The sequence below is a fragment of the Clostridium tarantellae genome, from assembly GCF_009295725.1.
GTDB lineage: Bacteria > Bacillota > Clostridia > Clostridiales > Clostridiaceae > Sarcina > Sarcina tarantellae.
Window position 1 is genome coordinate 1 of the sequence record NZ_WHJC01000474.1, and the last position, 1,621, is coordinate 1,621.

Below are 1,621 nucleotides of genomic sequence, written 5' to 3' on the forward strand. Positions count from 1 at the left end.
GTATAATACCATCTATATTCTTAACAGGAATAAATATAATAGTTTTTGGAGTTATTCCAGGTTTTGTGATTTCCTTGTTGGGAGAAAGTTTTGGTGCAATTATAACATTTATTTTATATAGAATAGGATTTAAAAAGTATTTTGAAAAACTTGACAATGTTATGTTGAAAAAAATATCACAAAGTCAAGGAATAAAAGCAGGACTATTAATTTTTGAGTGTAGACTAATTCCTTTTATTCCCTCAGGATTAATAACATTTGCAGCTTCCATAAGTAATGTATCTTTAAATGTATTTTTTATTTCATCATTTTTCGGTAAAATTCCTTCAATTGCATTAGAAACACTACTAAGTTATAATCTAATTAATTTTAATGAAAATTTTATAAAAATTATTATGACTTTAATATCAATATTATTAGTATTTTTAACATTAAAAAGAAAAAATAAAATTATTAATTAAATGAAATAAGACATTAAATTTAAATTTTTTATAGTTATTCTATTTTATCTTAATAAATTATGATTTTTAGGAAAAATTACAAAAAAATGTAGAAATATTTGAAGAAAATTAGTATAATACAATTTAAAAGAGTATACTTATAAAGAGGAGTAATTATGATAGAAACTATATTGCTTGTTTTATTAGTAGCTAAATTAAAAAAATTTAAATTAAAGCCTTTACTAAAAGAATGGAGCTTATATCCATTATTTATTTTAGAGTTAACATATTTATTTTTTCAACTATGTATTTGGAATAATATTTATATTTTTGTAAATTTATCTGGTATATACAAATATTTATATATGATTTCTTTATTAATACCTATGTTTAAATATAAGCTATATATTCAAGGAATTATTGGATCAAATTTTATTTTTTTAGGAACAGCTTTAAATAAAATAGCAATAGCATTTAATGATGGTAAAATGCCTGTATTTCCAACATTATCTTATATTACTAATTATGTTAAATCAGATTCATTTCAAAAAGTAAATGATATACATATATTGGGATGTGAAAATACAAAGGTTAAATTTCTTACTGATATAATAGATACTGGATATAGTGTTATGAGTATTGGAGATATACTTATAAGAGCTTATGTATTTATTATTATTTATGCAACAATAAAAAATATTCAAAATAAAAATAATAATAAATTAGGGTATTGAAAAATGAATTTATTGTAATAAATGTAATTTTAGAGGAGACTTAAAATGTTAAAAGTTACACAATTAGAATTCTTAGTAAGGGGAATGCCTGAATGTATGTTGTTATTTTTAGCTGCATATGCTATAAAAAAATCCCCAATAAATAAAAAGAAATATTTTATATCTGTAATAATTATGGCTGTTACTGTTTACTTCATAAGATTATTACCAATAAGTTATGGAGTTCATACAATATTAAGCTTATTTTTATTTATAATTTTATCAGTTTACATTAATAAAATTGATTTAACAACTTCAATTAAAGCAGGTATAATAACTTTTATAATACAAATAATTTCAGAAATAATTAATGTTGGTGTTATTAAATTTGTTTTAAATAAAAATATTAATGATATCTTCAGTCATCCAACATTAAAAATTTTATATGGAGTTCCTTCTACTTTAATA

The 1,621-nt window shown here is 20.1% G+C and carries 3 protein-coding genes; all 3 read left to right on the forward strand.

Features of this window, described 5'->3' with window-relative positions:
* A partial coding sequence (locus GBZ86_RS15685) for a TVP38/TMEM64 family protein (RefSeq protein ID WP_152892217.1) occupies positions 1–461 on the forward strand: 461 nt, incomplete at its 5' end.
* 155 nt (positions 462–616) lie between these two features.
* On the forward strand, positions 617–1,174 hold the full coding sequence (locus GBZ86_RS15690) for a DUF5317 family protein (RefSeq protein ID WP_152892219.1): 558 nt from the start codon (positions 617–619) through the stop codon (positions 1,172–1,174).
* Between the two features lie 45 nt (positions 1,175–1,219).
* On the forward strand, positions 1,220–1,621 hold a 402-nt coding region (locus GBZ86_RS15695; RefSeq protein ID WP_152892221.1), incomplete at its 3' end, for a hypothetical protein.

What these genes read in the sequence shown, in the direction of transcription:
- GBZ86_RS15690 (WP_152892219.1), top strand. Translation starts at nt 617, where the DNA reads ATGATAGAAACTATATTGCTTGTTTTATTAGTAGCTAAATTAAAAAAA.